Source organism: Pseudoalteromonas galatheae, assembly GCF_005886105.2.
Classification (GTDB): Bacteria; Pseudomonadota; Gammaproteobacteria; order Enterobacterales; family Alteromonadaceae; genus Pseudoalteromonas; species Pseudoalteromonas galatheae.
Genome location: NZ_PNCO02000001.1, coordinates 3,895,001 through 3,919,548 on the forward strand (window position 1 = coordinate 3,895,001; position 24,548 = coordinate 3,919,548).

A 24,548-nucleotide genomic window follows, 5' to 3' on the forward strand; every position below is an offset into this window, starting at 1 on the left:
TTGACTGAATATGGGGGGACCATCCTCCAAGGCTAAATACTCCCAACTGACCGATAGTGAACCAGTACCGTGAGGGAAAGGCGAAAAGAACCCCTGTGAGGGGAGTGAAATAGAACCTGAAACCGTGTACGTACAAGCAGTAGGAGCCTACTTGTTGGGTGACTGCGTACCTTTTGTATAATGGGTCAGCGACTTATATTCTGTAGCGAGGTTAACCGTTTAGGGGAGCCGTAGCGAAAGCGAGTCTTAACTGGGCGCTTAAGTTGCAGGGTATAGACCCGAAACCCGGTGATCTAGCCATGGGCAGGTTGAAGGTTGAGTAACATCAACTGGAGGACCGAACCCACTAACGTTGAAAAGTTAGGGGATGACCTGTGGCTAGGAGTGAAAGGCTAATCAAACCGGGAGATAGCTGGTTCTCCCCGAAATCTATTTAGGTAGAGCCTCGGACGAATACTTACGGGGGTAGAGCACTGTTAAGGCTAGGGGGTCATCCCGACTTACCAACCCTTTGCAAACTCCGAATACCGTAAAGTACTATCCGGGAGACACACGGCGGGTGCTAACGTCCGTCGTGGAGAGGGAAACAACCCAGACCGTCAGCTAAGGTCCCAAAGTGTATGTTAAGTGGGAAACGATGTGGGAAGGCTAAAACAGCTAGGAGGTTGGCTTAGAAGCAGCCACCCTTTAAAGAAAGCGTAATAGCTCACTAGTCGAGTCGGCCTGCGCGGAAGATGTAACGGGGCTAAACATACCACCGAAGCTACGGCTGCGTACGTAAGTATGCGGGGTAGGGGAGCGTTCTGTAAGTGGCTGAAGGTGTGCCGGGAGGCATGCTGGACATATCAGAAGTGCGAATGCTGACATGAGTAACGACAAGAGGAGTGAAAAACTCCTCCGCCGGAAGACCAAGGGTTCCTATCCCATGTTAATCAGGGTAGGGTGAGTCGACCCCTAAGGCGAGGCTGAAGAGCGTAGTCGATGGGAAACGGGTTAATATTCCCGTACTTGGTATGAATGCGATGGGGGGACGGAGCAGGCTAGGCAAGCATGGCGTTGGTTGTCCATGTGAAAGGCTGTAGGCTGGTGACTTAGGAAAATCCGGGTTGCTAAGGCTGAGAGTCGAGACGAGCCACTAAGGTGGTGAAGTTGTTGATGCCCTACTTCCAGGAAAAGCCTCTAAGCTTCAGTTCATACTGAATCGTACCCTAAACCGACACAGGTGGTCAGGTAGAGAATACTAAGGCGCTTGAGAGAACTCGGGTGAAGGAACTAGGCAAAATTGTACCGTAACTTCGGGAGAAGGTACGCTCTTGTTTGTGAAAGACTTGCTCTGTAAGCAAACGAGAGCCGCAGTGACCAGGTGGCTGGGACTGTTTATTAAAAACACAGCACTGTGCAAAATCGTAAGATGACGTATACGGTGTGACACCTGCCCGGTGCCGGAAGGTTAATTGATGGGGTTAGCTTAGGCGAAGCTCTTGATCGAAGCCCCGGTAAACGGCGGCCGTAACTATAACGGTCCTAAGGTAGCGAAATTCCTTGTCGGGTAAGTTCCGACCTGCACGAATGGTGTAACCATGGCCACGCTGTCTCCACCCGAGACTCAGTGAAATTGAAATCGCAGTGAAGATGCTGTGTACCCGCGGCTAGACGGAAAGACCCCGTGAACCTTTACTACAGCTTGGCACTGAACATTGACCCTACATGTGTAGGATAGGTGGGAGGCTTTGAAGCAGGAACGCTAGTTTCTGTGGAGCCGACCTTGAAATACCACCCTTGTAGTGTTGATGTTCTAACTTAGGCCCCTGAACCGGGGTTGAGGACAGTGCCTGGTGGGTAGTTTGACTGGGGCGGTCTCCTCCCAAAGAGTAACGGAGGAGCACGAAGGTTTGCTAAGTACGGTCGGACATCGTACGGTTAGTGTAATGGTAGAAGCAAGCTTAACTGCGAGACAGACACGTCGAGCAGGTACGAAAGTAGGTCATAGTGATCCGGTGGTTCTGAATGGAAGGGCCATCGCTCAACGGATAAAAGGTACTCCGGGGATAACAGGCTGATACCGCCCAAGAGTTCATATCGACGGCGGTGTTTGGCACCTCGATGTCGGCTCATCACATCCTGGGGCTGAAGTCGGTCCCAAGGGTATGGCTGTTCGCCATTTAAAGTGGTACGCGAGCTGGGTTTAGAACGTCGTGAGACAGTTCGGTCCCTATCTGCCGTGGGCGTTTGAGAATTGAGAGGGGCTGCTCCTAGTACGAGAGGACCGGAGTGGACGAACCGCTGGTGTTCGGGTTGTGATGCCAATTGCATTGCCCGGTAGCTACGTTCGGAACTGATAACCGCTGAAAGCATCTAAGCGGGAAGCAGGCCTCGAGATGAGTTCTCACTTTGACTTAGAGTCAACTGAAGGGCCGTTGAAGACTACAACGTTGATAGGCGAGATGTGGAAGTGCTGTGAGGCATTAAGCTAACTCGTACTAATTACCCGAGAGGCTTAACCATACAACGCCAAAGTGGTTTATAAGCGACAGAAGTTAATAGACTGAAGTAGACAAAAGAATTTAATAAGCTTTTTCCAGATTTAAGAATTAAACAAGGTGACCAACCTCAGCGGTATCGCGAAATCGGTTCACCTTGCGCAAATGGAATGCTCGTGCGAGGCACGATGTCATTAGACATTTGCACCCAGATTTCCTGATGACCATAGCGTTTTGGAACCACCTGACCCCATGCCGAACTCAGAAGTGAAACAAAACAGCGTCGATGATAGTGTGGGCTTCCCATGTGAAAGTAGAACATCGTCAGGGCCTTATTAAAGAAACCCGTTGCAGCAATGCGACGGGTTTTTTGCTGTTTGGGGCATAGAGATTTGAGATATAAAACCTCGCGAGGTAAACTCGCTCCTACCACAGCATCAGCACTGACCAGTGTGGTCGGAGGTGGTTTACCCACCGAGCTGTTGGGCTCCCCAAACAAAGAGAGTAAAACATCCTAGTTCGTAGCGAGCCAGGGCCTTATTAAAGATCGCGAGGTGAACTCGCTCCTACCACCGCATCAGTACTGAGCTGCATGGTCGGAGGTGGTTTACCCGCCGAGCTATTAGGCTTCCCAAACAAAAAGAATAAAACATCCTTCTTCGTAGCGAGCTAGGGCCTTATTAAAGATCGCGAGGTGAACTCGCTCCTACCACCACATCAGCACTGAGCAGCGTGGTCGGAGGTGGTTTATCCGTCGAGCATTTAAAAGCATATTGTATCAGGTTAAGTCAGATTGATGTTGGGCGGCCTAGTTTATGTGGATGAGAGTTACGAATGTAGAATATTTTATTGAATAAAACAGGATAGTATTTAATTTAATGTTCTTGCTTTTAAGAGCTCATTACTATGTAAAGGTTTGTAGGTGTTGATGAGTGAGTGTTTTTTAATGATGCGGATATTCGCTCACTTTTTTAGTAGTTATTGAAACTTATTTATTTGGTGTAACTTTAAATAAATTGTTAATTTAATTTTGATTAGTTGATTTTTCAATTTGCGTATTTTCTTGGCTGTTAGAGTCGTTAGTTTTTAAAGTTAAAAAATAAAAAGAATACAACTTTAACATCTTTGTGATTTTTAAAATGCTTTTTTTCTTAAGTTTCCAATGTTTGATTTTAAATTCAATTTAACTGCATAGTTATTTTTTGTATAATGGGGAAAAATTATCTTGATTTTTCTATTGTAAAAAAATAGTTTGTTGATTGAGTTATAAATAATAATACTTATAAATGAAGGTATAAAGTAAGAGATGAAAAGAAGTAATCCAGTAATAAAGAGAACACCGGTGTTTTTTGCTGTCAGCTGCGCGCTTGCATCTATCTCGACAAGTGTACTTGCGGAGCAAGGCACTAACGTCGACGAAGTTGAGAAAATTCAGGTTACCGGGTCTCGTATACTGAGAGAAGGTGCGATAGCTCCTGCTCCGGTAACGGTAATTAGCGGTGAATCTTTACTATCGAGCGGTGTAACGAATATTGGTGAAGCGTTAAATGATTTGCCTGCACTTGCAAACACATACTCTCTAGCGAACGGCGGAAGACATATCGGTACTGCTGGATTGAGCATGCTAGATTTGCGTGGTATGGGTACTGCTAGAACCTTGGTACTTGTTGATGGTAAGCGTCACGTAGCAAGCAATCCTGGCTCTTCTGCAGTTGATGTAAACAATATTCCATCAAACTGGATTGAGCGTGTAGAAATCATTACTGGTGGCGCGTCTGCTGTATATGGTGCAGATGCTGTAACAGGTGTTGTTAACTTTATCTTGAAAAAAGACATCCAAGGGTTCGATCTAAGCGTATCTAAAGGTAGTGCTGAAGAAGGCCCTTATGAAAACGAAAAGTTCAGCCTGTCTTACGGTGTAGACTTTGATGGTGGTAAAGGTAATGTTGGTATCTCTGTTTCCCATGTGAAGCAAGATGGTATGACAGCTAAAGATAGGGCACAAACTCGCGCGCCTATCACTAGTGTGTCAAACCCAGCAGATAAAGATTATATAGACGAAAACGATAACTATGTTCACGATGGTGTACCTGATAGACTCACTATTCCTAATGGCGGTTGGTTTGACGATGCTAAAGAAGGTAACTTCTATTTAGTAGAAAATGACCAAGATGTTTGGTATATCTTTAACCCAGATGGCAGTGTCAGACCTCAAAAACTTGGTACAACTTACAGCGATTACGGGAAGTGCTCTGGTGACTGTGACATTCTTGATTTAACTCGTTATACAGAACTACAACCCACTTTTGAAAATACCAATGTAAATATCAAAGCCAACTACGATATTACGACTGATATTAACGCATATGCTTCCGCTAAATATGTTAAATCAGAAGCTGATTCCATTGGTCAACCATCGTTTTTTGAGTATGGAAATAGTCGTGGAACAGGTGCGTTCATTATCAAACGCGATAATGCTTATATCCATGAATCACTTGCTCAATTGATGGATAGTAAAGGTGTGGAACAATTTGCAATGCACCGCTTTATGGAAGATGCAGGGCGTCGATATGAGTTTAATGAGCGTGAAACAACCCGATTTGTAGTTGGTGCAACGGGCGTGGTTGCAGAAGATTGGGACTTCGATGTTTCGGCTGTATATGGTAAAACAGAGACAACTCAGACTAATGCTGGTAATACGATTAAAGCACGTGTTAAACAGTCTGCAGATGCAATTAAGCTAGCAAACGGTGACATTGTCTGTCGTGATGTGGAAGCTCGTGCCGCAGGATGTGTGCCGACGAGCCTCTTTGGTTATGGTGCCGTGAGCGACGAGGCTGCCGCTTGGTTCAATACCACAAGTATTAGTGAATCTACCATCAAGCAAACAGTGTTCAACGCTAACATCAGTAATAGCGCCATCTATGAACTACCTGCTGGCTATGTTGGGGTATCTTTTGGTGTTGAATATCGTAAAGAAGAAAGCGATTCTTTACCTGACGCCTTCGCGGCAACAGGTGCAACATTCTTGACTGCAATCCAAGAGGAGCATGGAGACTTTACGGTAAGAGAAGCATTTACAGAGATTTCGATTCCATTACTATCTGATGTATTGCTAGCTCAGGACTTATCATTTGATTTGGCCGCACGTTTTGCCGACTACTCAACGATTGGTGATACTTTAAGCTGGAAAGCAGGTATCAACTGGACTGTGACAGATGAGTTGCGTATCCGTGCTACGAAGTCTCGGGCTATGCGAGCGCCAAATATTTCAGAACTTTATGGCCCAGTCAGTGAAACGTTCTTTAGTAGCATTACGGATCCTTGTCAAAAGGGAGAAGTACAGGATGCAAACCGTAGAGCAAACTGTGATGCGCTAGGGATCCCTGTAGATTTTGATGCTATAGCGACAGTTTCTTCTATTCCAGGATTATCTGGTGGTAACCCTGAATTAAAAGAAGAAGAGTCAGATAGTGTTACTTATGGTGTAGTGTACACTCCAGAGGCGATAGAAGGTTTCACCGTAACACTAGATTACTGGAAAATAGAAATTGACGACGCAATCGATGCGGTAGCTGGACAAGATATTCTAGACAAGTGTGTTGATTCACTTACAGGTATAGATAACCAATTCTGTGCTTTGATCACCCGCGATGCTGAAGGTGAGCTAAGAAATATTCGCTCAATTACACAAAACGTAGCAAAGCAAAGTGCTGAAGGTGTTGATTTCGAATTTGGTTACGACTTTGATCTACTTGAAGGGCGTATGACAACTAGCTTGATCGGTACTTACCTAATTAGTAGAAAAGAGTATCCATTCCAAGTTGACCCGACTGACTTTATTCAAAATGCTGGCACTGAGGGTGAAGCTGAGTGGCAGGCAATGCTTTCTCTTGGTTACAAAGTAGGTAATTGGCAGTTCGGTTCAAAGACTCGCTACTTAGATGAAGTAAGTCGATATACCGAGCAAGAATTAAAGCTCAATCCAGATCCAAATAGTTTGATGGGCTATGGTACCTATTTCATCACAGATATTCGTGGTGGTTACAGTTTCGAGAATGGCATTACGCTTGAATTAGGTGTCGACAACGTATTTGACAGAGACTTGCCTGGTTACACCACAGGAACTGGTGTTGGAACTGCGAGTTACGATAACATTGGTCGCATGTACTACGGTGCAATCACTTATCAATTCTAATTTGAATGCCATTAAGGCTTAAATATATAGTGTGAACATAAAAGGGTATACATTGGTATGCCCTTTTCTACATTAAGCTATGTATGGTCAGTGGATCAGTTGAGATACTGGCAATCGTAGTGATCTTGAAAGATGCTATTTCTTCAGGTATTGCCCCGGCGGTTTGCCAAAGACTTTTTTAAATGCATTGCTAAATGCGGCGGTAGACTCAAAACCCAAATATTCAGCTGCTTGTTGCTGAGAATATCCATCTTTCAACAGCTCAATCGCTTTGATAGCTCTTAATTTTTGGCGCCAATCACTGAACCCCATCATAAAGCATTTATGAAATAGGCGGTTGAGTGTCCGGGTTGATGCGCCGACCTGTTCACTCCATGTTTCTAAACTTATTTTGCATCCTGGGTTATTGTGCAACTCCGTCACAATGGGCAAAATTCTTGCGTCTTGGGCACTTGGAATAAAAAAATGACAACTTGTAGCCGATGTTAGCCTATCAATAAAGACAGTAATAAATCGCTCTGTTTTTTCGTCTAAATGGTACTCTTCCTGCCAAGTACAGATCTCCAGTATAAATTGCTTCAGGAGTTCATCTACCGCGATTAGCTTCGCTTTATTCCCTAGCAACTCAGTATATTTATTGTCGATATAGACACTACGAAAATCTCCACCGTAGCGACAATACGTTTCATGTGGAAGGCCTGGGGGGAGCCACAAAGCTTGGTCGGGAGGGATCACGAAAGTGCCTTCAGGAGTCACAATTGTGATGACTCCATTACTTGTATATGCAAGCTGCCCCCACTCATGTTGGTGCCGCTGAACATGCTCCCACTCTGCTTTTTTTACCGCTCTTGGCAAGATTGGTCGGCCAAGTGTTGGTTTTAAGAAGCGTTTATATTTGGGCTGAATACGCCAAGGAGAAGTTGTCTGCTTTGATAAAGAACTTGGCATAATTATGTATATCAGAAATTAACGTATGACCATATTATAGCCATAACTTTTTAATAGTTGTGCTTTATGTGGAGATAATCATGAAGAATGCTTCTCAAGGATGGCAAAGTCCTTTTAATTTCTTAGTGCTCGCTACTGTAGTTATGGCCGTCACGTTTGCAGGTTGGATGGCCATGCTCAATAACTTTGCGATTGAAGCCGCAAACTTCAACGGCGCTAATATGGGAATGTTGCAATCCCTGCGTGAGATCCCCGGATTTTTAGCGTTTACAGCGGTATTTGTTTTATTGGTGTTAAAGGAGCAGACCTTCGCACTGATCAGTTTATGTTTGTTATCGCTTGGTGTCGCCATTACGGGCTTGTTGCCTACTATTTATGGTTTGTATGCAACCACAGTGTTAATGTCGATAGGTTTTCACTATTTTGAGACGTTGAACCAATCACTCAGCTTACAATGGTTTAATAAAGATGAAGCACCTGCCAAACTGGGTATCTTGCTCTCTATTAAATCCATTGCTTCTTTAATCACCTATGCGTTGATATGGTTGGGTTTTAGCTACTTCTCTGCAGATTATCAGTGGATGTATCTGCTTATTGGAGGGGTTGGCTTTATCATTGCGCTATTTATGTTTATCGGCTTTCCAACCTTTGAAATGCATACTACGCAACATAAAAAGCTTATTTTGAGAAAAGAGTACAGCCTATATTACGCCTTGATTTTCTTCTCAGGCGCGAGAAGACAAATATTTATGGTGTTTGCGGGTTTCTTAATGGTAGAAAAGTTTGGTTTTGATGTTGCACAGATCACCGCGCTTTACATGTTGAATCATTTGATAAACATATTTGTCGCTCCCAAGATTGGTAAAATGATTGGGCATATTGGTGAGCGTAAAACCCTGACAATCGAATATGCGGGACTAATTTTTGTATTTATTGGTTACGCATTGGTAGAGTCAGCAAGCTTTGCAGCCGCGCTTTATGTCATCGACCATCTGTTTTTTGCGATGGCTATTGCACTCAAAACTTATTTTCAAAAAATTGCTCGTCCAGAAGACATTGCTGCAACAGCTGGGGTTAGCTTTACCATTAACCATATTGCAGCAGTAGTGATCCCTGCAAGCTTTGGCTTAGTGTGGCTATACGATCAATCCTTAGTATTTTACTTTGGTGCTGCGCTTGCAGTGTGCTCATTGGTGTTGAGCCAATTTGTGAATACAGCAAATGTGCAGGAAAAGCTGGCTAAATCAGTGTGATGCTAGAGCATCACACGGAAGTGACGTTGCTGTTTAGATACTGCGACCACACCAAACAACACGCCCTGCAATGCCATGACTGTCGGCATTGTCAGCGGTGATCTCCCAGCTCGGGTAATCAGGGTTATCACTGATCACTTTGAGCTGAGAGTGCTTTTGTTGCACTCGTTTAGCCATTAGACCCTCTTCCGTTTGAACGATATAAACTGCATCTTTACTAGGCTGATTCTGTGAAAGGTCAACGAGTACCATGTCGCCGTCTAGCAACGTAGGCTGCATACTATCACCACGGATAGAGACAAAGGCGAGCTTCTCTGAATATACGCCAAGATGGGAGTTTAGCCAACGACGGTTGAGTGCAAATTGCTCGGTGACTTCCTCATGACCAATTACACTACCCATACCTGCACTAGCCTCAATATCAAGTTTAGGTATTAGGGTAAGCTCATCCTTAAACTGACCTTGTGGTTTATCTATGGGTTGCTCACCGGTAAGTAACCAGTTCAGATCAACGGCAAATAGGCTATAAAGGTGCTCAAGATATATCATTGAAGGGCGACTTAAGCCGCGACAAATACGGTAAATATGGGAAGGGGATTTACCTGTTAGCTGGGCAAATTGGCGCTTATTGCCGCCTGCAAATTGCTCTACTAAGGTTACAAATCGTCTTGAAAATGCCGTACTCATCTCTTAATTATTCTCTTTATAGCGCCTAAACCCGCAAGCATACTGAGCTAAGCCTTAACTGTACAGTCTCGCTGCATTAGTTGGGCATTTTATAAACGAGCATAATCGAGGATGAGAAATGAGCCTAAACAGAGGGGGTTATTTCATTAGACTAAGGTCGTAGAGAGTTGAGTTGTACGAAATTTGTCCATGCTGGTAGGCTAGAATCGCAAGTTAACATTTATTTAAACTCGGCACGACTTGCTTTAGCCGGCAAACAACATGGAAAAAGGTAATGAAATATACAAATTTATTAATTGCACTTCCGCTCTTGGGCGCGATGGAAGTTGCACTGGCGGTAGACTGTAGCAACTTAACGCAATGGCAATCACTGCAAGTATATACAGGTGGCGACGCAGTCACTTATCAATCAACTAAATACACCGCGAAATGGTGGACACAAAACCAAAATCCAGCGCAAAATTCCAATACTTATGATGTCTGGCAAGCCGATGGCAGTTGTGATCCGGTAACGCCATTGCCCCAAGTTTCGGTCACCTCTCCAAGCAGTAACGCACGAGTGTTAGTGGGTTCATCAGTTAGCCTAGCGGCGGCGGTAAGCCATCCGCAAAACACGGCGATCGACAGTGTTGAATTCTATCTCGATGGCACGCTGGTCGCCTCTGACAACAGTGCACCTTATGAAGTGATGTGGCAAGCGCAGGGACTAGGTAATCGCGCATTAACTGTCTATGCAACTGATGTGTCTGGGGCACGAGGTGAATCGAGTGCGGTGAACTTCAGTATCGTGTCTGACGAGGTTCCTCCTAGGGATCCTAATTTTAAAATTGTCGGCTACTTCCCAAGTTGGCAGGGTGCAGTGACTGATATTCAGTTTGATAAACTCACCCATATCAATTACTCATTTTTACTACCCAATGCTGATGGCACACTGAGACCGCTCGAAAATTTAAGCAAAATGACAGCGCTAGTAAATTCGGCTCATGCTAATAATGTGAAAGTGGGAATTGCCATTGGTGGCTGGAATGGCGGTGACGATAGTGCATTTGAGACATTCGCCAGCTCACAGCAAGGTAGAGCCCGCTTCGTGCAAGAGGTCATCGCGTTTGTAGAGCAGCATAATCTAGATGGTGTTGATATGGATTGGGAGTACCCAGATCCTGGCGCTTCGGCAAATAACTATGCATTACTGATGAAGGAACTAAGCGTTGAGTTACGCGCCAGAGGTAAATTCTTGACGGCAGCCGTGGTGGCGCTTGGCTATACCGGTGGTGGTGTGTTGGAATCTGTATTCCAAGATATCGACTTTTTAAATTTGATGGCGTACGACGCGAACAATACTGATCATGCGTCTATGCAATACGCCAAAGACTCAATTGCTTACTGGCAAGGCCGTGGGCTTAGTAAAGAAAAAACGGTATTAGGCGTACCATTTTATGCAAGACCTACTTGGAAAGCGTATCGCACCTTACTGCAAGAGAACCCTGCCAATGCCTGTCGTGATAGTGATGGTAGTAGCTACTACAATGGTATTCTGACGATCCGCGCAAAAACACAGTACGCTAAGCTCAATGCCGGTGGCATTATGAATTGGGAGTTATCCCATGACAGTAATGGCCCTGCGTCGCTATTAACGGCGAAATGGGAAGTCGCAAATGGTGTAACACCAAGCTATCAATGTCAGTAACGCTCAGTGATAATTTAGAACGGTGGCCACCCTACATAGGGTGACCACTCTTTGGTTATAGCGCTTTGAAACGAATAGCAACACCGCCGCCAGCAGCCAGTTTTAATGTGAGCTTGTCGGCACTTGTTACCTTTTTACGGTAAATATTCATTTCATACGGGTTTTGTTTCCATTCGGCTTTATCACCGTCCGCGTAGATTTGCGCTTCAAAGGTCTTGCCGGGCTCAAGGAAATCTAAAGTAACAGGAATTTCTCTCGCTTCCTCGTCAGTTACTGCGCCCAAGAACCAGTCATTACCACTATATTGTTTATGCTTGCGCTCCTTTCTGGCAAAGACAACATAATCACCTACTTCTCCTGCGAGTGCGATACTGTGTTCCCAGTCGGTGGGTACGTCTTTAATAAACTGAAAAGCGTCTGGCTTAGCGAGGTAGTTCTCTGGCAAATCGGCCGCCATTTGAATTGGACTATAAAGTACAACATAAAGCGCTAATTGTTTGGCGAGGGTGGTTTGTGGGCGGTTGGTTTTATCACCAAGGCCATTGAACCCCATGTCAAAAATACCCGGAGTAAAGTCCATAGGACCTGCTAACATGCGGGTAAAGGCAAGCATTGGTACATGCTCCGGTGGGTTTGGTGGCGTGCCCCATGCGTTGAACTCTTGCCCTCTTGCACCTTCTCTCGCGATCCAGTTTGGATAGGTACGACGCAGGCCGGTATCTTTGATTGGTTCATGTGTATTGATACTGATCTTGTGCTTGGCCGCAAGTTTGACATTGTCTAAGTACTCATTTGCCATAAATTGACCGTCGTGCCATTCGAATCTGGCATTGCCCTCGGCATCAATGCGTTTGATGTTGCCACCATCGGCTACGTAACCGGTTTTAACTTGGCGAACGCCTGCTTTTTCGTAGAGTGCGAAAGCCGCCTCCATTTGATTGCGATAGTTGCTGACGTTACCTGAAGTCTCGTGATGACCAATTAGGCGTGCACCTACTCTTTCTCCGTGCTTGGCTACTTCATCAATATTAAAGTCAGCATAGGCGTCGGTAAAGCTAAAGACATCACCGTTGAAGAACCAGTCGCCATCCCAGCCTATGTTCCAACCTTCAACTAATACTCCATCAAAGCCATTGTCAGCGGCAAAGCTCAAATATTCTTTAGTACGCCCTGTAGTCGCTCCATGCTTCTCGCCGCTGCCCCAGGTATTTTTGTTGATGTGCATGCCCCACCAAATGCCGATGTATTTACCCGGCTCAACCCAAGATACATCACCTAGCTTATTTGGTTCGTTGAGGTTTAAAATAAGGTGGGAGTTCAGCAAGTCGGTGGCTTCATCGCCTATTTGCAAGGTGCGCCAAGGTGTATTGAACTTACCATTGGTTTTGACTGCAACGCCATCTGACCAAGGTGTTAGATCGGCAACAAATGTTCCTGGGCGACGCTGGTTTAAGGTCATACCCGCATAGTCAATTAGGGCCGCTTCATGGACACTGATATGAACCCCGTCTTGATTCTTTAAGGTAAATGGGGTGTGCACATGTGGGGCATCGTGCAGTGGTGTGGTGTTGTATACATATTCATAGCGATTCCAGCCACGAGCAGGGATCCACCACGCGGTACTTTTATCACTTTGTGCAAAGGCGAATTCGGTTAATTCTCTGGTGATATAAAGCGCTTGATTTTGAGCAACCTCATAGCGAAAGCCGACACCGTCATCAAATACTTTTACACGCACAGTATATTGCGGCGACTTGTCTGTCTGCTTAGCAAAGGTGACAGCAAGCTCATTGTGCTTATCTTGGATCACTCGGGCTTCACCCCAAGGCTGTTGCCAACTGCTATCAACGCTATTACGCTGATGTGTGGTGATACTTAAGCCATCGCGCATCGATGCAGCTGTTGCGAAATCAAAACCAAGTTTAGACGGTTGAATAATGGTTTTGTCGTTAAAGCTGACTTGGTAGGTGGGCTGGCTATTATCATCACTCAAGGTAAAAGTGATTTTGCCATCTGGCGAACTCATAGCTAAAGATGCGGCAAAGCTCGTAGTCGTAAACAAGCTTAATCCGATCAGGGAAAGTGACATGGGGCGCATAGTTTTTCCTTCTTGTTGTCGGCACGAAAATTCGTGTTCTTTTGCACATAAGCTAAGCTTACTGTTGTATGCTAACGTTCACGTAAAAGTTGCATACGTATTCATGCTGTAAATGCGATGAATGTAATAATTATTCCGCTCGGTCTAGTGTAGACAAGCTAAGAAAAATAATAAGGATAGGTTGAACTGCTTATGCTAAACCTAACAATTTTTGGGCGTATTGCTGTTGTGATGGCAATGCTACAAGCCGGTCTAGTCAATGCCCTTGAAGTGCAAATAGTCGATGCTGATAAACAGCCGCTCGCGAATGCTGCAGTGTGGTTGCAAGGAGAAGGCTTTGATAACAAAAGAACGACGCTAGATTATAAGATGGAACAAAAGGATAAAGCGTTTGTGCCACATATTTTGATGGTGCAAGCAGGCACACAAGTCTCGTTTCCGAATTTAGATCCTATTCTCCATCACGTCTATTCGTTCTCTGCTGCAAAGCCGTTCGAGCTTAAGTTGTATCGCGATGACCCGAAACAGGTATTATTTGATCAAACTGGTGTGGTTGAGCTTGGCTGCAATATTCACGATTGGATGCTGGGTTATATCGTGGTTGTAGATAGCCCATTATTTGCGGTAACGAATAGTAGCGGTAAAGTATCGATCGACCTAGGTGCTCAGCAAGCCAGCGCACTAAAGCTGAATGTATGGCATGAAAGATTCGAAAATATAGACAGAATAGAACAGTATCCACTTTCCGTCGTGAACAACACTCAAGCAATTACCTATCAAATTAAGCAAACACTGGTTGCTCCACTTCAGGATTTCTCCGATGGCTTCGATGATTACTAAGTTGAGCGCCGCTCTGGCATTATTCGCGATAGGGCAAGCAGGTGCCGTCGAGGTTTCTGGGCAAGGGCAACTGCAAACGACTTGGCAGCATGATGATAATCGTAAAGCTTGGTATCAGCCTGGATGGGGCGTTACGCGTTTTGGGAAAGGGGAGTCAGACATTACGCTTAGTCGAGGCGCTATTGATTGGCGTGTAGATTTTGCCAGCGCTTGGTCTTTGCACGGGGTAACACAGTATGTGCCAGACCCAGATGACAAGCTCGGCTTTACAGAACTGTATTTGCAGTATCGAACACTGCCTAAAAATGGTCGCCGCTTTATTGTTCGAGCGGGCGGCTTTTATCCGAAGTTTTCTATTGAGAACCCAGATATTGGCTGGTCATCACCCTATACATACCAGTATTCGGCCATTAACGCTTGGATCGGTGAAGAAGTGCGGGTATTTGGAGGTGAAGTCGCGATTGAGCAGCCGCAGACGCGTCGTAGCCGCGGTCAGGGATTCAAAGCTGTGTTTGGTGTTTTTAAGGGTAATGATCCGGCTGGCACTTTACTGGCATGGCGAGGCTTTACCGTGCATGATAGGCAGTCGGTGTTTAACGAAAGTCTCCCCTTTGCTGCGGTAGAGTCGTTGAATACACCGCAGCTACAACATCAAGCACAGCATGTTGAACCGTTTTCTGAAGTAGATGGCCGATTTGGTTATTATCTTGGGTATCATCGCGACTTTTCAAACCGCAGTGAGATCAATGTTTATTGGTACGATAATAATGGCGATCCAAGTAAGATCAACTACCGAACTGGGCAGTATGCGTGGGACACTAAATTTATTAGTGCAGCTTGGCGTTACAAGTTAACCCCGCAGACGCATATACTCGCACAAGGCATGCTGGGTAATACCGCCATGGGTGTCAATCGCGGCGTTGATAATGACTTTAATAGTTGGTTTTTGTTACTCACACATCAACGTGATGAGTGGCGCTTTTCCATACGGGGGGAGCAGTTCAAAGTTATCGACAAAGATGATTGGCAGTTCGATCCAAACCAAAGTGATGGCCATGCACTGACCGCTACAGTTAAATATCAAATTAATAGCAATTGGTTGGTGGGCGGTGAATTTTTGAATCTGAAAACCACAGTTGCAAATCGCGAGGCCTTTAACGGAAAGCCTAAGCAAAGCGATAATGTGTGGCGACTCAGCGCGGAGTATCGTTTTAATTTATAACAATAAGCGTGACACCCAAGGTGTCACGCTTATCCATGCCATACGATGCGTTAATCCAGTAAGCGATTAATCCCGTTTAATGCTGCAACGCGATAGGCTTCGGCCATTGTTGGATAGTTAAAGGTAGTATTGATAAAGTACTCGATATTATTACCCATTCCTTTTTGTTCCATAATGGCTTGGCCGATATGGATGATCTCGGATGCACGTTCACCAAAGCAGTGAATACCTAATATTTCTTTGGTTTCTGCATGGAACAAAATTTTCAAGCTGCCGACTTCAGTGCCGGTGATCTGTGCACGAGCCAAATGTTTAAACTGGGCGCGGCCCACTTCATAGGGAATGCGCGCAGCGGTAAGCTCTTGCTCGGTTTTACCAACAGAGCTCATTTCGGGAATGGTGTAAATGCCGGTAGGGATATCAGTGATCAAACGATCATCACAGGCTCCATGCACAATCGCATTGGCCGCAATACGCCCTTGATCGAACGCTGCGCTTGCTAGGCTTGGATAGCCAATCACATCTCCTACTGCGAAAATATTATCCACTTCAGTTTGGTAGTGTTCGTTGACTTTAAGCTGGCCGCGGCTATCAGCCTTTAGACCTACACTTGCAAGGTTGAGTGTTTCGGTATTACCGGAGCGGCCATTGGCCCATAAAATGCAGTCTGCGCGTACTTTCTTGCCAGACTGTAGATGCACAATAACCCCTTTGTCATGAGTCTCTACTTTCGCAAACTCTTCGTTATGGCGAATAACAATGCCATTATTCCAAAAGTGGTAACTGAGTGCGTCAGAGATCTCGGCATCCATGAAGGCCAATAAGCGGTCGCGGGTGTTGATAAGGTCCACCTTTGCGCCCAGTCCTTTAAAGATTGAGGCATATTCACAGCCTATGACCCCTGCGCCGTATATCAATACGCGCTGAGGATTATGCTCAAGGCTTAAAATAGTGTCGCTGTCGTAGACGCGAGGATGGTTAAAATCAACGCCTGGTGGGCGGTATGGGCGCGAGCCTGTGGCTATTACAATGGTTTTGGCAGTGAGTAGCTCTTGTGAACCATCTTGATGGATGATTTGTACCGTATTTGCGTCAACGAAGCTGGCATCGCCTTGAAACAAGTGAATGCGGTTACGACCATAAAAGCTAGAACGTAATGTTGACTGTTTTGAGATCACATCACTAGCATGGTGCAAAATATCTTGAAAGGTATGGCGCTGCGGGCGCTCAGTAAAACGATAAAGTGGATTCGCTTTATACTCAATTAAACGACTGACAGAATGGCGAAGCGCTTTTGAGGGAATGGTGCCCCAGTGCACGCAGCCACCGCCAACTGCATGCTGGCGTTCGATAACCGCGACTTTCTTACCACTTTTAGAGAGGTTCATGGCGGCGCCTTCGCCGCCAGGTCCGGTGCCTATAATAATGGCATCGTATTGATAGGATTGTGGAACAGTTTCGGTTTTTTCTACAGCTTTTTTGCTCACGGCCTCACCCCTTTAGTTATTGAGGCCGCTGAACATTATGCCGTTTTCAGTAGCCTCGAATTTAGTGCAATCCAAGCTTGTTTTTGGCTTTCCCAAGCTTGTTCTAGCTCTTTATATTGTTGCATCAGTGCGGAATGTTCGCACTGTGCAAGTACTGCTTCTTTCTTCGCTTCGAGTACCTGTTTCTGCACAGTACAGTAGTTTTGAAGCTTTTTAAGAAGTAAATCATACTCTTGTTGTAACAATGTAAGCTTATCTTGCGCTAAAGGCAATTTTGCGAGACTGACTTTAGTCTTATTCAATAAGGTCTCCGCCTTAGCTTTTTCAATGCGTTCAACCGGGGTGCGTTTTAGCTTACTGGCAAGGCCCAGTGCTGCAAAAGTACGGATCAGCCATTTTGTTGGGTCGTAGTGATACCAGCGAATACCATTACGGTAGTCGCTCGCAAAAATATGATGGAAGTTATGATAGCCTTCACCGTAAGTGAATAGAGCTAGCAAGCCATTGTCTCGCGCGGTATTTTTTTCGGTGTAAGGACGACTACCCCAAATGTGCGCCAGTGAATTGATAAAGAAAGTAAAATGTTGACTGAGTACGAGTCTGAGTACGCCTGCAAGTAACAACATACCAAACACATTTCCGAGTAATAAACCTAGCACTAGCGGGATGCCGATATTTGTAAGTAACACCAATTTCATATAGTGCTTGTGTTGCCACATCACGATAGGGTTACGTTGTAAGTCTCTGGCGTTATTATAATCACCGTAAGTCTCGCCTTGATAATCTCTTAGCATCCAACCGATATGGCTATACCAGAAGCCTCGTGTTGCGGCGTACGGATCTTTTACTGGGTCATCGACTTGGCCGTGGTGCACACGGTGATCGCTACTCCAATGTAATATACTGTTTTGTAACGCGAATGCGCCACCCAACGCAAAAATAACTTGAATCACAGGATGGGCGTCATAGGCTTTATGCGCCCATAAGCGGTGATATCCAGCGGTGATCGACAGACCGGCGTAAAACATACAGGCAACAAAAGCTACCCAGTGGCTGGTGGTATAGCCGTATTCAAAGCCATACCAAGGCACCAAAGTGATCGCAGCTAAAAACGATAAGCTAAAGAACAGCACATTGGTCCATAAAATGGGTGGTTTTTTCATCAATTAATCTCAAAATCTAATTTCAGCGTACAACTGTACGCTAAAATAGTATTTCATTCTTGCTGCGTCAAGGTTTAGACTGCGGTTTATTATTCTTATTTTTCGAAGCGAATTGGGGAAAGTCCATGGCTGGTGTACGCGCTCAACAAAAACAGAAGACCCGTCAAGCGCTTATCGAAGCGGCATTTAATCAACTAAGTGCTGAGCATAGTTTCTCGAATTTAAGTCTGCGTGAAGTCGCAAGAGAGGCGGGTATCGCACCTACTTCTTTTTATCGTCATTTTAAGGATATGAACGAGCTCGGGCTGACTATGGTAGATGAAGCGGGTTTAACCTTGCGACAATTAATGCGCCAAGCAAGGCGTCGCATCGCTAAAGGTGGTAGCGTGATCAATACTTCTGTGCACACCTTTATGGAATTTATTGAGCAGTCGAGCAACCAATTTCGTTTATTACTGCGTGAACGTTCGGGTACTTCCCCTGCGTTTCGTGCCGCCGTAGCTAGAGAAATCAAACATTTTATCTTAGAGCTTGCTCATTACCTTGAAACAGAAACGGGAGTAGATACCCATCACGCCCACATGCAAGCTGAAGCAATGGTCACCTTAGTATTTAGCTCTGGTGCTGAGGCTTTGGATCAAGATCCCCCACAACGCGCTGAATTGACCGAGCGTTTGAAGTGGCAGTTGCGGTATATCGCAAAAGGTGCCTCTGGTTATGCAAAACATCCAGAACCAATAAAAAAATAGCCTAAATTGGCTATTTTTTTATTGGTAATTAAAATTCAAAATTATCCTGCTCATTTCATATCCTATCTGTGTTCACTCCTAATCTTGAAATATATTTTCTAAATCTGGTGTTTTTTTAATTTAAATTGCCAATAAATTGAGGTTTGAACTCTATTTTTGGGATAATTTATGCTTGATTGTCGCTTTTAAAGCATGTTAAAACATAACCAATTCATCAACAGGAACACTTAGCTCAATGAAAATGACTGCGCGTATTTCACTCCTTCTTAACCTCCTACTGGTAAACCAGAGGGGTGGGGTGTAATTGCGCAAATTGAGCGACATTTACTGTAGACACCCCGCACTTGCGGGGTTTTTTTTGGCTGAGGATAAGGGTATGCAAGATAAAGTCTGGATTTTCGATACAACATTAAGGGATGGTGAGCAGGCGTTAAAAGCCAGCTTAACAGAAGAAGATAAAATACAGCTGGCGCATACCATTAGTCGTCTCAATGTGGATGTCATGGAAGTGGGTTTTCCAGTATCAAGTCCGGCGGATTTTCGTGCGGTACAACGCATTGCCGCCGAGGTAAAAGGTCCAGCGATTTGTGGCCTTGCGCGTGCGGTTAGTAAAGATATCGACGCGTGTGGCGAAGCCCTTAAAGGCGCTGAGCAGCGCCGCATTCACACTTTTATTGCAACCAGTCCTCTGCACCTAGAACATAAGTTAAGAATGAGTCTAGATGATGCGACTAACATGGCGATTAAGGCCATTTCTCAAGCCAGAAAGTACACTGATGATGTTGAGTTTTCATGTGAAGATGCTGGCCGTACGCCACACGCTGATCTGTGTCGTATTGTCGAAGCGGCAATTAATGCCGGTGCATCTACGATTAACTTGCCTGATACCGTAGGTTACGTCACGCCAGACGAGTATGCAGCGATGATTTACCATATTCGTAATAATGTGCCTAACATCGACAAAGCCAGACTAAGCGTCCATTGTCACAATGATTTAGGGCTTGCGGTGGCAAACTCAATCGCGGCGGTACAAGCCGGTGCAAGACAAATCGAATGTACTATCAATGGTATTGGTGAGCGTGCTGGTAATTGCTCACTAGAAGAGGTGGCGATGATCATGAAGATGCGCCAAGACCACCTAAAAGTACATACCGATATTCGTAGCGAAGAGATTTATCGCGCGTCGCGCCAAGTTGCTAAAATCTGCAATATGCCGGTGCAGCCAAACAAGGCAATTGTGGGTGAAAATGCCTTTGCACATAGCTCGGGTATTCACCAAGACGGCGTCTTAAAAGCACAAAATACCTATGAAATCATGGCACCAGAAACCGTTGGCGTGCCGAGTAATCAGTTAAATATGACTTCACGCTCTGGTCGACATGTTATCGAGCATCGTCTTACCGAGCTTGGCTATCAGAAATCGGATTACGATATGGATAGCCTGTATGAAAGCTTCTTGGCGTTAGCCGATCAAAAGGGCACTGTTTACGACTATGACCTTGAAGCGATGATTTATTTCAACCAAATCAAAGATAAAGACGAGCGCTACCAATTACAGTTCGTTAATGCATCTTCTAACTCTCAATCTATCGCGAGCGCGACTGTGGGGATTGCCTTGAATGGTGAGCTTAAGCAAGAAGCGGCAACCGGTAACGGCCCTGTGGAAGCGGCGTTTGTAGCTATCGAGCGTATCACTGGCATGGCGGTGGAAGTGGTGGAATATAACCTTGATGCGACGGGTAAAGGAGCAAGTTCACTGGGCCAAGTCGATATTATTGCCAAATTTGATGGTAAGCAATATCACGGTGTGGGACTTGCAGCCGACATTGTCGAAGCGTCAGTGAGAGCCATGATCCGAGTATATAACCTAATTGATAGAGCACAAAAAGTGTCTAGCCTAAAACAACAAAGGAAAGCAGGATGAGTCAAACAAACTACAAAATCGCAGTACTAGCTGGAGATGGAATTGGTCCAGAAGTGATGCAAGCCGCCGAGCTGGTATTAGATAAAGTGGCGACTAAGTTCAACTTTGCTTTAGAAAAATCACCACAAGCGATTGGTGGTGCGGCTATAGACCAATTTGGTGAAGCTTTACCTGCGGCGACATTGGCCGCATGTGAAGCCGTTGATGCGATTCTATTTGGCTCTGTGGGTGGGCCTAAATGGGAGCATTTACCGCCAAATGAGCAACCAGAACGGGCATCTTTATTACCGCTTAGAAAGCACTTCCAGCTTTTTTGTAATTTGCGTCCTGCGCAGCTATTACCCGCATTGAGCGCAGCCTCTCCACTACGCAGTGACATTAGCCAGCAAGGTTTTGATATTTTATGCGTCCGTGAGCTTACTGGCGGGATTTATTTTGGCGAAAAAGGTCGCCAAGGTGAGGGCGAAAGCGAGGCGGCGTTTGATACGCAAACCTATTCGCGCAAAGAAATCGAACGCATTGCCCGTTTTGCTTTTGATGCCGCGAGACTTAGAAGCAATCATGTGACATCTGTAGACAAAGCCAACGTGCTGGCAACCAGTGTACTGTGGCGTGAAGTGGTCAATGAAGTCGCAAAAGAATACCCAGATGTGACGCTTGATCACATCTATATCGACAACGCTGCGATGCAGTTGGTAAAGCAACCAAGCCAGTTTGATGTCTTACTGTGCGACAACCTGTTCGGTGACATCCTTTCTGATGAATGTGCAATGATCACCGGTTCCATGGGGTTATTACCATCGGCAAGTCTAAATCAATCGGGTTTTGGCTTATATGAGCCAGCGGGCGGCTCAGCACCAGATATCGCCGGTAAAGGGGTGGCAAACCCAATCGCACAAATCTTAAGTGCCGCGCTGATGCTACGTTATTCATTGGGGCAAGACGAAGCGGCACGCGCAATTGAAAAGGCAGTAGCAGAGGCGGTGAAAGATGGTGTAGGTACATCGGATATCTATCCTCAAGCAGGGTTTACTACTATGGATGTCGCGCAAGCGATCGTCGACAGGGTTTAATAAAGGTAAGAGCAAGTGGCAAAAACATTATACGATAAAATTTGGCAATCTCATGTGGTTGCTAAATTAAACGAGCAAACCGATCTCTTGTACATTGACCGTCATCTAGTACATGAAGTCACTTCACCGCAGGCGTTTGCGGGATTAAGAGAGCAGAATCGTCCGGTAAGATGTCCAGAAAAAACCTTTGCGACAATGGATCATAATGTCTCGACTAAGAGCCGTTCGATTGATGCTGCCAGTGAGGTGAGCAAAAACCAGCTGCAAGCGTTGGCACAAAACTGTGAAGAGTTCGGCATTGTACTTTACGATTTGAATTCCATTAACCAAGGCATAGTGCACGTAATGGGACCTGAGCAAGGGATCACTTTGCCGGGTACAACGATTGTATGTGGCGATAGCCATACCTCAACGCATGGCGCATTTGGAGCGCTGGCTCACGGTATTGGTACATCAGAGGTTGAACATGTGCTGGCCACGCAAACATTACAACAGAAAAAAGCCAAATCGTTAAAAATTCAGGTGAATGGCGTATTGCGCCCGACCGTGACTGCAAAAGACTTGATCCTCGCTGTAATTGGGCAATTAGGCACAGCTGGTGGCACTGGCTATGTGGCTGAGTTTTGTGGGACGGGGATCGAAGCGCTGTCGATGGAAGCGCGGATGACGCTGTGTAATATGAGTATTGAAATGGGGGCGAAAGCTGGCTTGATCGCACCTGATGAGAAAACCTTTGCGTATTTACGTGGTCGCCCATTTGCACCTCAAGGCGAAGACTTTGACGCTGCGGTGCACTACTGGAAAACCCTGCATAGCGACGCAGATGCTGAATTTGATCGTGTTGTGGAGCTGGATGCTGACAGTGTGCAACCTCAAGTAACCTGGGGGACAAGCCCAGAGCAAGTCATTGGGATTAATGATCTAGTACCTAACCCTGACGATGAACCTAATTTAGTCAAAGCGGATGCGATGCGCAGTGCGCTGAAATATATGGGCCTCACAGCAGGACAAAGGCTAAGCGATGCCAAAGTCGACACCGTATTTATTGGCTCTTGCACCAATAGCCGTATTGAAGATTTACGTGCAGCGGCACAAGTGGTGGCGGGCAAGCGCGTAGCAGCAGGCGTTGAAGCGCTTATCGTCCCAGGATCTGGATTAGTAAAGCAGCAAGCCGAACAAGAGGGCTTAGCCGATATTTTCAAAGCTGCGGGATTTGAGTGGCGCGAACCGGGCTGCTCTATGTGCTTGGCAATGAACGATGATCGCCTTGGTGCAGAAAAACGCTGTGCATCGACCTCAAACCGTAACTTTGAAGGGCGCCAAGGGCGAGGCGGTCGTACGCATTTGGTGAGTCCAGCAATGGCTGCCGCAGCGGCAATTGCAGGTCACTTTACTGATATTCGAGGGGAGGCGTCATGAGCGTGTTTCACAAGGGCCTAGTTGCGCCACTAGACAAAAACAATGTTGATACAGACCAAATTATTCCCAAGCAGTTTTTAACTTCAACCAGCCGCGATGGATTTGATAAAGCGCTGTTTTATGATTGGCGCTATCTTGAAGATGGCCAGCCAGATCCGGACTTTGTGCTTAACAATCGACAATATCAGGGCGCGTCAATCTTGTTAACCCGTGACAACTTTGGTTGTGGCTCGTCTCGTGAGCATGCCCCTTGGGCACTAAAACAATATGGTTTTACCGTGATCTTAGCCGAGAGCTTTGCCGATATCTTTTTTAACAATTGTGGTAATAACCAAATGCTTTGCATTGCGTTGCCAGCCAGCACGTTAGATACGCTCTTCGATGCATGTGAGCAACAATCACAAGTGCATTTGAGTATTGATCTAGAAGCGCAGCAGATCAGCGGATCAGGTATAGCACCAATTGACTTTGAGGTGCGAGAAGACATCAAAGCACGCCTCTTGAGTGGTCTTGACTTTATCGGTGAGACTGAATTATTGAATGCCCAAATTGATGCCTTTGAGCAGCAGCTTGCTACGATAAGGCCTTGGCAATAATAGCTGTTTACTCAATTTGGTCGAATAATTTTGCCTCAAAGCCAGAAGCTGATTAAGCTCTGGCTTTATTTGTTTTAGGTGTCTCCAATGAAAAATTTAACTTTAGCGTTACTCGCGACCTTAAGCTGCGCAGCCTTCGCGCGTCCTGCCCCGCTGGTTTCCATCCCAAGCCATGATGCATTTTTTGACGCTATTAAAGCGCACTGTGGCAAAGCCTACGAAGGTAAAGTAACGGTAGATAATCAAGGTCCAAGCAGCTTTAGCGATGCGCGTCTTGTGATGCACGTTCGTAAATGTGGCGACGCTGAGCTGCAAGTCCCATTTCATGTAGGAAAAGATGCTTCAAGAACTTGGATCATCACCAAAACAGGGAGTGGTTTGAGCTTAAAGCACGATCACCGCCATGAAGATGGCAGCGACGATGTTTCTACTATGTATGGTGGTCATACCCTAGATGCGGGATTTAATACCGTGCAGTCGTTTCCAGCTGATGAATATTCAAAACAGTTATTTGTCCAGCAAGGGATCCCACAGTCAGTCGGAAATACATGGCAGATGTATATCTATCCAGAGCAGTTTACCTATCGTTTAGTGCGTGAAGGGCGAGAGTTCCGAGTGGACTTTGATTTAACAAAACCGGTAACCGCACCAAAAGCGCCTTGGGGATATAATACCAATTGAATTAATTCTCTAATCAATTTGAAGGGTGAAATAGCATATTAGC

Annotated in this window: 16 protein-coding genes and 2 rRNA genes (1 of these 18 cut by a window edge); 13 read left to right on the plus strand and 5 right to left on the minus strand. The window is 45.5% G+C overall.

Translation table 11 applies throughout. The annotated features are described in order from the left end of the window. From CWC29_RS17330 to CWC29_RS17340, 3 genes are all read left to right on the plus strand, one after another. A 23S ribosomal RNA gene (locus tag CWC29_RS17330) occupies positions 1-2,505 on the plus strand; it begins 380 nt to the left of the window's first position. 191 nt (positions 2,506-2,696) lie between these two features. Next, positions 2,697-2,810, plus strand: a 5S ribosomal RNA gene (gene rrf, locus CWC29_RS17335). Positions 2,811-3,786: 976 nt separating this feature from the next. Further along, positions 3,787-6,678 carry a TonB-dependent receptor domain-containing protein gene (locus CWC29_RS17340; RefSeq protein WP_128725672.1) on the plus strand — a complete coding sequence of 964 codons (2,892 nt, stop codon included), beginning with the start codon at positions 3,787-3,789 and terminating at the stop codon, positions 6,676-6,678. 135 nt (positions 6,679-6,813) lie between these two features. Here CWC29_RS17340 and CWC29_RS17345 read toward each other — a convergent pair whose 3' ends face one another. After that, a complete protein-coding gene (locus CWC29_RS17345) occupies positions 6,814-7,626 on the minus strand; it encodes an AraC family transcriptional regulator (RefSeq protein ID WP_128725671.1) in 813 nt (270 codons plus the stop codon). A gap of 80 nt (positions 7,627-7,706) precedes the next feature. On the opposite strand from CWC29_RS17345, the gene CWC29_RS17350 reads away from it, so the two are divergent. Then, on the plus strand, positions 7,707-8,879 hold the full coding sequence (locus CWC29_RS17350) for an MFS transporter (RefSeq protein WP_138523691.1): 1,173 nt from the start codon (positions 7,707-7,709) through the stop codon (positions 8,877-8,879). A 33-nt stretch (positions 8,880-8,912) separates the two neighbouring features. Here CWC29_RS17350 and CWC29_RS17355 read toward each other — a convergent pair whose 3' ends face one another. Then, the gene (locus CWC29_RS17355) at positions 8,913-9,566 is read right to left on the minus strand and encodes an XRE family transcriptional regulator (protein WP_138523693.1); all 654 of its coding nucleotides are present in this window, start codon (positions 9,564-9,566) and stop codon (positions 8,913-8,915) included. Between the two features lie 274 nt (positions 9,567-9,840). On the opposite strand from CWC29_RS17355, the gene CWC29_RS17360 reads away from it, so the two are divergent. Then, positions 9,841-11,253, plus strand: a complete 1,413-nt coding sequence (locus tag CWC29_RS17360; RefSeq protein ID WP_138523695.1) for a glycosyl hydrolase family 18 protein — start codon at positions 9,841-9,843, stop codon at positions 11,251-11,253. Between the two features lie 55 nt (positions 11,254-11,308). Here CWC29_RS17360 and CWC29_RS17365 read toward each other — a convergent pair whose 3' ends face one another. Beyond that, positions 11,309-13,342 (minus strand): glycoside hydrolase family 97 protein, encoded by a 2,034-nt coding sequence (locus tag CWC29_RS17365; RefSeq protein ID WP_209319176.1) that lies wholly within the window; start codon positions 13,340-13,342, stop codon positions 11,309-11,311. Positions 13,343-13,543: 201 nt separating this feature from the next. Here CWC29_RS17365 and CWC29_RS17370 point away from each other — a divergent pair, with 201 nt between their 5' ends. Continuing rightward, complete coding sequence (locus tag CWC29_RS17370; RefSeq protein WP_138523699.1) at positions 13,544-14,191, plus strand: methylamine utilization protein; 648 nt, start codon at positions 13,544-13,546, stop codon at positions 14,189-14,191. Beyond that, positions 14,172-15,413, plus strand: a complete 1,242-nt coding sequence (locus tag CWC29_RS17375; RefSeq protein ID WP_128725665.1) for a porin family protein — start codon at positions 14,172-14,174, stop codon at positions 15,411-15,413. Before CWC29_RS17370 ends, CWC29_RS17375 begins: the two co-directional genes overlap by 20 nt. Before the next feature lie 50 nt (positions 15,414-15,463). Here the strand turns inward: CWC29_RS17375 and sthA are convergent, their stop codons facing one another. Both sthA and CWC29_RS17385 read right to left on the minus strand, forming a co-directional pair. Next, positions 15,464-16,900, minus strand: coding sequence for a Si-specific NAD(P)(+) transhydrogenase (gene sthA / locus CWC29_RS17380; RefSeq protein WP_138523701.1), 1,437 nt, complete (start codon positions 16,898-16,900; stop codon positions 15,464-15,466). A gap of 35 nt (positions 16,901-16,935) precedes the next feature. After that, on the minus strand, positions 16,936-18,063 hold the full coding sequence (locus CWC29_RS17385) for an acyl-CoA desaturase (protein ID WP_010374369.1): 1,128 nt from the start codon (positions 18,061-18,063) through the stop codon (positions 16,936-16,938). Between the two features lie 125 nt (positions 18,064-18,188). Here CWC29_RS17385 and fabR point away from each other — a divergent pair, with 125 nt between their 5' ends. From fabR to CWC29_RS17415, 6 genes are all read left to right on the plus strand, one after another. Further along, the gene (fabR, locus tag CWC29_RS17390; protein WP_010374371.1) at positions 18,189-18,812 is read left to right on the plus strand and encodes an HTH-type transcriptional repressor FabR; all 624 of its coding nucleotides are present in this window, start codon (positions 18,189-18,191) and stop codon (positions 18,810-18,812) included. A 376-nt stretch (positions 18,813-19,188) separates the two neighbouring features. Next, positions 19,189-20,736, plus strand: a complete 1,548-nt coding sequence (gene leuA, locus CWC29_RS17395) for a 2-isopropylmalate synthase (RefSeq protein WP_095728646.1) — start codon at positions 19,189-19,191, stop codon at positions 20,734-20,736. Then, a complete protein-coding gene (gene leuB / locus CWC29_RS17400; RefSeq protein ID WP_138523703.1) occupies positions 20,733-21,809 on the plus strand; it encodes a 3-isopropylmalate dehydrogenase in 1,077 nt (358 codons plus the stop codon). The genes leuA and leuB overlap by 4 nt, the downstream gene beginning before the upstream one ends. A 15-nt stretch (positions 21,810-21,824) precedes the next feature. Continuing rightward, a complete protein-coding gene (leuC, locus tag CWC29_RS17405) occupies positions 21,825-23,228 on the plus strand; it encodes a 3-isopropylmalate dehydratase large subunit (protein WP_138523705.1) in 1,404 nt (467 codons plus the stop codon). Next, on the plus strand, positions 23,225-23,824 hold the full coding sequence (gene leuD, locus CWC29_RS17410) for a 3-isopropylmalate dehydratase small subunit (RefSeq protein ID WP_138523707.1): 600 nt from the start codon (positions 23,225-23,227) through the stop codon (positions 23,822-23,824). Before leuC ends, leuD begins: the two co-directional genes overlap by 4 nt. An 87-nt stretch (positions 23,825-23,911) precedes the next feature. Beyond that, on the plus strand, positions 23,912-24,505 hold the full coding sequence (locus tag CWC29_RS17415) for a hypothetical protein (protein ID WP_138523709.1): 594 nt from the start codon (positions 23,912-23,914) through the stop codon (positions 24,503-24,505). The last annotated feature ends 43 nt before the right edge of the window (positions 24,506-24,548 follow it).

Coding starts and splice junctions, on each gene's coding strand:
- CWC29_RS17340 (WP_128725672.1), top strand. CDS start 3,787: ATGAAAAGAAGTAATCCAGTAATAAAGAGAACACCGGTGTTTTTTGCT.
- CWC29_RS17345 (WP_128725671.1), bottom strand. CDS start 7,626: ATGCCAAGTTCTTTATCAAAGCAGACAACTTCTCCTTGGCGTATTCAG.
- CWC29_RS17350 (WP_138523691.1), top strand. CDS start 7,707: ATGAAGAATGCTTCTCAAGGATGGCAAAGTCCTTTTAATTTCTTAGTG.
- CWC29_RS17355 (WP_138523693.1), bottom strand. CDS start 9,566: ATGAGTACGGCATTTTCAAGACGATTTGTAACCTTAGTAGAGCAATTT.
- CWC29_RS17360 (WP_138523695.1), top strand. CDS start 9,841: ATGAAATATACAAATTTATTAATTGCACTTCCGCTCTTGGGCGCGATG.
- CWC29_RS17365 (WP_209319176.1), bottom strand. CDS start 13,342: ATGTCACTTTCCCTGATCGGATTAAGCTTGTTTACGACTACGAGCTTT.
- CWC29_RS17370 (WP_138523699.1), top strand. CDS start 13,544: ATGCTAAACCTAACAATTTTTGGGCGTATTGCTGTTGTGATGGCAATG.
- CWC29_RS17375 (WP_128725665.1), top strand. CDS start 14,172: ATGGCTTCGATGATTACTAAGTTGAGCGCCGCTCTGGCATTATTCGCG.
- CWC29_RS17385 (WP_010374369.1), bottom strand. CDS start 18,063: ATGAAAAAACCACCCATTTTATGGACCAATGTGCTGTTCTTTAGCTTA.
- fabR (WP_010374371.1), top strand. CDS start 18,189: ATGGCTGGTGTACGCGCTCAACAAAAACAGAAGACCCGTCAAGCGCTT.
- leuA (WP_095728646.1), top strand. CDS start 19,189: ATGCAAGATAAAGTCTGGATTTTCGATACAACATTAAGGGATGGTGAG.
- leuB (WP_138523703.1), top strand. CDS start 20,733: ATGAGTCAAACAAACTACAAAATCGCAGTACTAGCTGGAGATGGAATT.
- leuD (WP_138523707.1), top strand. CDS start 23,225: ATGAGCGTGTTTCACAAGGGCCTAGTTGCGCCACTAGACAAAAACAAT.
- CWC29_RS17415 (WP_138523709.1), top strand. CDS start 23,912: ATGAAAAATTTAACTTTAGCGTTACTCGCGACCTTAAGCTGCGCAGCC.